At 35.1% G+C, this 7,388-nt stretch carries 6 protein-coding genes; 5 read left to right on the plus strand and 1 reads right to left on the minus strand.

Annotated elements, in window-relative coordinates; genetic code table 11:
• Positions 1 to 67: 67 nt before the first annotated feature.
• Positions 68 to 2,773: a LuxR C-terminal-related transcriptional regulator gene (locus tag Q1K34_RS08990; RefSeq protein ID WP_300437464.1), complete on the minus strand. Its 2,706-nt coding sequence runs from the start codon at positions 2,771 to 2,773 to the stop codon at positions 68 to 70.
• A 125-nt stretch (positions 2,774 to 2,898) separates the two neighbouring features.
• On the opposite strand from Q1K34_RS08990, the gene Q1K34_RS08995 reads away from it, so the two are divergent.
• The 5 genes from Q1K34_RS08995 to Q1K34_RS09015 all read left to right on the plus strand — a co-directional run bounded on the left by Q1K34_RS08995 (position 2,899) and on the right by Q1K34_RS09015 (position 7,304).
• Positions 2,899 to 4,584 (plus strand): sulfatase, encoded by a 1,686-nt coding sequence (locus tag Q1K34_RS08995; protein WP_300437466.1) that lies wholly within the window; start codon positions 2,899 to 2,901, stop codon positions 4,582 to 4,584.
• An 84-nt stretch (positions 4,585 to 4,668) separates the two neighbouring features.
• On the plus strand, positions 4,669 to 5,928 hold the full coding sequence (locus Q1K34_RS09000) for a putative DNA modification/repair radical SAM protein (protein WP_300437469.1): 1,260 nt from the start codon (positions 4,669 to 4,671) through the stop codon (positions 5,926 to 5,928).
• Positions 5,928 to 6,704, plus strand: coding sequence for a TIGR03915 family putative DNA repair protein (locus Q1K34_RS09005; protein ID WP_300437472.1), 777 nt, complete (start codon positions 5,928 to 5,930; stop codon positions 6,702 to 6,704). The genes Q1K34_RS09000 and Q1K34_RS09005 overlap by 1 nt, the downstream gene beginning before the upstream one ends.
• Before the next feature lie 84 nt (positions 6,705 to 6,788).
• Positions 6,789 to 6,986 carry a hypothetical protein gene (locus tag Q1K34_RS09010; protein WP_367183315.1) on the plus strand — a complete coding sequence of 66 codons (198 nt, stop codon included), beginning with the start codon at positions 6,789 to 6,791 and terminating at the stop codon, positions 6,984 to 6,986.
• A gap of 72 nt (positions 6,987 to 7,058) precedes the next feature.
• Entirely contained in the window at positions 7,059 to 7,304 is a 246-nt protein-coding gene (locus Q1K34_RS09015) for a hypothetical protein (RefSeq protein WP_300437477.1), read from the plus strand.
• Positions 7,305 to 7,388: the final 84 nt, after the last annotated feature.

Consider the following 7,388-nt stretch of genomic DNA (forward strand, 5'->3'; position numbering starts at 1 on the left):
TATTTTGAGTATGATGTATTGATGTAGTAGTAAGATTTAAGAAAATTTTAGTGTATTTTTTAAGAATCTAAAAATTCTTTATTAGAAATTTTGTCAAATTCACATCACTATCCAATTCCATCTTTTTTCTCAGCCGATATCTGTGAACTTCCACTCCCCGAACTGAAATTCCCATCAAAGGCGCTATTTCTTTAGAACTTAAATTCATTTTGAGATAGGAACATAATTTTAGATCCTTACTCGTTAGTTTTGGATACCTGTCTAATAAATCCTTAAAAAAATCTTCATGTACCTCATTAAAATTAGTTTCAAAAACTTTCCACTCATCCTTACTCTTTACGGCATTATTAATTTTGTTCATAATGTGTTTCAAACGGAATTGATTTGAGAATTTACCCTTATCCTTATTCAACTCTCCCTGGATTTCCATTAATACCTCATTCTTTTTGGCCGCCATCATGGTTGTGTTGGCCAATTCCTTTCTTTTGAGATCAATCTCATTGATAAGTCGCTCCTTTTCAATTCTATTAAGCCGCTCCGCGTGTTCGTTTTCAAATTTTTCTTCAAGCTGCAACTGATGTTTTTTAAGCTTTTGTTTATTTAACCAGTAAATAAACAGGATTAAACTAATTAAGATTAAAACATACACAGCCTTCATCCCATTTGATAAATACCAGGGCGGGGCAATACTAAACCAGAATTTTTCTGTTGAAATATTCTTTTTGTTGCTACCCAAAGCGCTTAGAGAAAGCTCATAATCCCCATGACTCAGATTTCTAAAATTCATGGCTCCCTCTTTAAAAGCCCCGGTTAAGACTTCCTCCCCCTTAAGCACATAGGTTAATTCATCTGCTTCAGAAACCGGCATTCCGGCTTTTATGGTAATATTTCTGGAATTTCTAAAAGGAATTATAGAGCTACCTGATAATGAATATCGAATTGAATCATTAGAGAACTCCTTTAGAAAAGGCTGGCTTATCCACTCCTCCTTATTATCTTCTTTTAAACTTTTGAGGTTTAATCTGGCGAAACCATCATTTAAAGTGATATAAAATATGGAATCATTTTCTTGAATAAAGTTTTCATTAGAACGTACCAGTCTATTATCCAATCTTTTCGAAGGAATAAATATCGAATTCTGCTGTAGATCAGTAATAGTTAAAGATCCATCTTCCGAATTTGTAAAAACATACTCGCCCCTATCTTCAAAGATCAATCGTGCATCCTTATAAGTATTCAGTTCAGTAAAGCTTTCAAAATCATCTTTAAAAGGATTATACTTAAACCACCTATCATTTACGTAAAGGATAATCTGCTTATTCAGCTCATATATCTGTGGATTAAAATTTGCTTTTCCTCCAAGCGCTTTTATTTTCTTCACTTCCAAATTAGTGAAAGCATCATGCGTAATTTTATAAACACCTTCATAGGGATGGGCGACCCAAATAGTCGATTTATCTGCCAGGATGAGATCCTTTACCGGAAAATTGATCGACTCCAATTCTCTTAAACTATTTTTACTTTTATCATATAGAGTTATTCCCGTATAATTAGCTATTAGCAGTTTATCAGGGTCATCAATTACTTTTTTCACACTAAAACTACCGGTTCTGGCTTCTATAGGAATAAATACATTATTAACTATCTTATAAATACCAGTATTATGGTTGGCATATAAAATATCATCGATCACTTCTAAATTCCAGGTATGGTCTTCAGCATTATCAATCAAGTTGAGATTCCCATTTGTAAAACTGTAAACACCGGTATTACTTGCCAGGTAATAATCTCCTTGGTATTTCTGAATGTCATAAACAGCTCCTAATTCTCCTGTATTATCGGTATAAAAAATTATAGGTGCTTTGAGATCTATCATATCTACCCCTTTATCCAGGGCCAGCCATAGTCTTCCCTTGTCGTAGTTCATTCCCAAAACTGTGTTATTTTGTAAGCCTGAATTTCTATTAAAAACCTGCATTTCCCCGGTTTCAAGATTATAACTGATTATACCATTCTTGATAGTTCCTAATATTATCTCATCATCCGTTACCGATATAATATGGTTCAACTCAGATCTTTCCAGTAGGTTATTAAGCTTTTGATCCCGAAATTTGGAAAATTTTCCATCTACATATGCATATAAAGCTTCCTTAGCACCAATAAATAAAGTATCTCCCTTTCCTTCAATATCTATAATATTTAGATCCTTTATAACCTCCTGGTTACCTTCTAAAGGCCTGGTTGTTCCTTTATCAAGATATACCAATCCATTTTTTCTGGGAGACATTATTAAATTGTTCTTAAAGACGCCAAGTGAAGTAGATACAATATCCTGCATCTTGGTAATTTTATCATCTACATATTTATAGACAGCACCAAAAGACCTGAAATATATCGCATCCTCATAGGCGATAATCTCCCAGAATTCATCGCTTTGCATATCAAATTCACTCATTAAATGAGAAAGAGAATTATAAAGCATAGTCCCGTCTTTAGTAGTTTCCCAATACCCGAATTCTTTATAAGAACCCGTGTAAACTCTTCCTTTATGAGGATATACAGATCTTATGATCGACTGACTTTCTAAAGGAAATAATTCCCAGCTTAGCCCATCATAAACCAATAGGCCCTGGTTATTAGCAATGTATACCACGCCTCGCTCGTCCAGAGCAATATCCCAGTTTTGACTGGCTGCTGAATATTCAGCAGGCGAATAGTTTTGTATGGGTGGCACAAGTTCCTGAGAATAGGTGTTATTAATTAGTAACACCATAAATATCAGATATTTATTAATTTTAATTTGCATCCTGTAGAATGGTTTGTGCAGTCATTGAGCAGGTGAAAATTACTAAATTTTAACGAAAACTTTTGTAATTTTCAGTTTTTAAAACTACACCCATGTATAAAATTTCCTTTTACCATGTTGTTCTTATACTCACTTGTTTAGTAATTACTGGATGTCGAGATAATAACGAAACAGAGTCTTCTAAAACATACCCTAAGAAAAGACCAAATATTGTGTTCATTATGACAGATGACCATGCAGCTCAGGCAATTAGTGCTTATGGTCATCCGGTGAGTAAAAAAGCTCCTACTCCAAATATTGACCGAATTGCAAATAACGGCGCGAAGTTTTTAAATAATTTTTGTACTAATTCTATATGTGGTCCCAGTAGGGCAGTTATACTAACGGGGAAATTCAGTCATATTAATGGGTTTAGAATGAATGGCGAAGTCTTTGACGGCTCTCAACCCACACTTCCAAAGTTTTTAAAAGAAGCGGGGTATCAAACTGCGATTGTTGGAAAATGGCATTTACACGGAAGACCTCAGGGATTTGACTACTGGAATATCCTGAATGATCAGGGAAACTATTACAATCCTGAATTTATCCATGCGAATGACACCAGTATTGTCAACGGTTATGCAACAGATATAATTACCGATATGGGTATAAACTGGATGGAGGAGAAAAGAAAAAAAGATGAACCATTCTTTTTAATGGTACATCATAAAGCACCCCACCGAAACTGGATGCCACCTATAAGACATATCAACACTTATGACTCTATAGATTTCCCTTTACCGGATAGTTATTTTTCTGAACACGAGAATCAAATAGCTGCTCAGGAACAATTGCAAACTATCTACGAAGATATGTATGAAGGGCACGATTTAAAAATGACGGTAGCTAAAGGAAGTGATTCATTAAGACACAACCCCTGGACTTCAGATTTTGAAAGGATGACAAAACAACAGCGCCAGGCCTGGAACAAAGCCTATAGGCCTAAAAATGATGCTTTTCATGAGGCAAATTTAAAAGGCAGGGAATTAGCAAAATGGAAAGGTCAGCGTTATTTAAGGGATTATATGGGAACCGTTGCTGCAGTAGATGAAGGTGTTGGAAAAATTCTTGGTTACCTGGAAGAGCAGGGACTTACTGAAAATACTATAATCGTTTATACTACAGACCAGGGCTTTTATTTAGGAGAAAAAGGCTTTTTTGATAAACGTTTTATGTATGAAGAATCACTGGCTATGCCCCTACTCATCCAATATCCACAAGTGATAAAAAAAGGAACTACTATTGATGCGCTTACCCAGAACCTGGATTTCGCACCTACTTTCTTAGATTTTGCCGGAGTAGAAATACCAGATGCCATGCAGGGAAAATCTCTGAAACCTTTACTTACCGAAAATAGTAAACAGGAAGAATTTAGAGATGCGGTTTATTATCATTACTATGATTTCCCCGCCTTTCACATGGTAAAACGTCATTACGGAGTAAGAACCGAACGATATAAACTAATTCATTTCTATGATGATATTGATACCTGGGAATTATATGATCTGAAAACAGATCCGAAGGAAGAAAATAATCTTTATGGGGATCCTGAATATGCTGAAGTCCAGGAAAATTTACACCAGGAACTGGAAGAGCTCCAGAAAAAATATGAAGTAACCGAAAAAGAATTTGAAACAACACCTGAAGAAAAAGTAAAACAGGCATATAGAAACTTTGCACGCTTAGCAGGAGAAAACCCTGCCACCTATCCCGAGAAAAAGAAATCCAGTGTAGAGTAACCTAATTTTCAAACCTTCAGAATAAAAGAGAAAAAATTTCAAACAAATTGGAATATTTCCTAATTTTGGAAAATTTCCAATTTTATGGATTTCGATCGGATAAAAGAAAAACTTAGCATATTGGCAGATGCTGCTAAATATGATGTTTCCTGCTCCAGTAGTGGTAGCAAGCGAAAAAATACAAATAAAGGTCTAGGAAATGCTTCGGAAATGGGCATCTGCCATTCTTATACCCAGGATGGTCGGTGCGTTTCCCTGCTCAAAATATTACTTACCAATCATTGTATCTTTGACTGTGCTTATTGCGTCACCAGACGCAGTAATGATATTAAGCGAGCGGCCTTTAAGATACAGGAAGTGGTAGATCTCACCATCAATTTTTACCGAAGAAATTATATTGAAGGCTTATTCCTGAGTTCCGGAATATTCAAAAGTCCGGATCATACGATGGAAAGGCTCATAAGTGTGGCAAAAAAACTTCGGGAAGAAGAGAATTTCAATGGATATATCCACCTAAAAAGTATTCCCGGCGCCAGTGATGAGCTTATGCGTGAAGCGGGTCTATATGCAGATAGATTAAGTGTAAACATCGAAATTCCCACAAAATCCGGATTAAAACTACTCGCTCCTGAAAAGGATCATACAGATTTTATGAAACCAATGGAAAAGGTGAAAAATGAAATCATTCAATATAAAAAGGAATCAAAGCTTATAAAACACACCCCAACATATGCGCCCGCCGGCCAGAGTACGCAAATGATCGTAGGCGCAACGGGCGAAAGTGATAGAGATATCATGTATTCCTCGGCATTTTTCTATAAGAACTATAACATGAAGCGTGTATATTATTCAGGATATGTACCGATAAGTAATGATCCCCGCCTTCCTGCTTTGAACTCACAGGTACCTATGCTTAGAGAAAATAGGCTTTATCAAACCGACTGGTTAATGCGTTTTTATGGTTTTGATATCAGAGAGCTTTTAAATAAGGACTTTCCATTTCTGGATATGGACATTGATCCAAAATTGAGTTGGGCATTGAGAAATCGCCAACATTTCCCTCTGGACATTAATAAAGCCGAGAAAAGACATTTATTAAGGGTGCCTGGAATTGGATTAAAATCGGTGAATAAGATCATTCATGCCAGGAAATTCAAAAAACTTAACTGGGAACATTTAAAAAAGATAGGAATTGCTTACAATCGGGCTAAATATTTTATCACATGCGATTCCAGGGAAAAAGAACTTCGAGAACTTTCGAGTGAAAATTTAAAATCTATCATCATTCAAAATTCTCAAAGCAAATTCAGAAAGAAACTCAACAACCAGTTAAGCCTCTTTTAGTGACAGAAAAAATTTTAAAATACGACGGGAGTTTTAAAGGTTTTCTCACCTGCATTTTTACGGCTTATGAGCAAAAATTAAAGATAATTCAAATCCTTCCGCAGGCTGAAGATCAGGAACAATTATTTACCGGAACTCACAATATAATAACTGAAGAACAAAAGGCCCAAAGGGTGCTAAAAGCATTAAAGTCTAAAGCTTCAGTCAACGGAATTAAAAAGATAAAATATGCCTTTCTTAGCGAAGCACAGGATATTGAAATAAAATTATACGAAATGATCAGGTATATTTTTTCAGAAAAAGAAAAAGTAGAATTAGATTATTCTCATTCGGCTGTTTTATATATTTCAAAAATTGCCAAACAGGTTGCGAGGGAGAAACACCGAATGGAAGCTTTTGTAAGATTTAGATTAACAAAAGATAAAATTTACTTCGCTATTATAGAGCCAGATTTCAATGTCCTTCCCATAATAAACCCACATTTTAAAAAGAGATATGCAGATCAAAAATGGTTGATTTATGATATAAAAAGGAAGCTTGGAGTCTATTATGATCTTTCAAAAATGGAATATGTTTCTATAGCTCTACCTGAAGACATAGGCTTTTCTGGAGCAAATTCAGAATATTTTGAAGTAGGAGAAATCTACTATCAGAAATTATGGAAAGAGTATTTCGATTGCACAAATATTAAAAACCGAGTAAATATGAGGCTTCACGTGCAACAGGTCCCTAAAAGATATTGGAAATATTTAAGTGAAAAGAGTCCTTTTGCATAATCAAAATTTGTTTAACTTTGTTTCTTCAACTAATTAAACATTTTAACAATGAAAAAATTATTCTTACTATTTGCTGTTGCAACAATGTCTCTTTCAATCTACTCTTGTAGAGAAACTACAGAAGAAAAAACTGAAGATGCCGTAGAAGAAATGGGTAACGACATCGAGAACTCTGCTGAAGAAGCTGGACGAGAAGTAGAAAACGCTGCTGAAAATGCAGAAAATGAAATGGAAGAAGAAGTAGAAGGAACTGACGATATGAACGCAGACGATGATATGTAATCATCTTCTTTCTGAATAAATTTAAAGCCATTCTCTGAATGGCTTTTTTTAATTAATCCTAAATTTAAGATTATGAAAAAATCAGTGATTTTAATTATGGCTGCTATTTTCAGCCTTTCCATCTACTCTTGTAGAGAAACCACCCAGGAAAAAACGGAAGAAGCTGCTAAGGCAATAGGTAAAGACATAGAAGAAGGTGCCGAGAAAGCAGGTGAAAAGATTAAAAAGGGAGCAGAAAAAGTAGAACAGGAAATTGATGAAGAAATTCACAATACAGACGACGTGAACAACGAAGAGGCTACAGACGACGCTGCTTAACGATGAAACATCATTAAAAAGGTGAAGTTTAGACACTATCCCGCAAAGTGTGTAAAGTTTAAATAACAGGGGTTGGACTTATTT

The organism is Christiangramia sp., assembly GCF_029937855.1.
GTDB lineage: Bacteria > Bacteroidota > Bacteroidia > Flavobacteriales > Flavobacteriaceae > Christiangramia.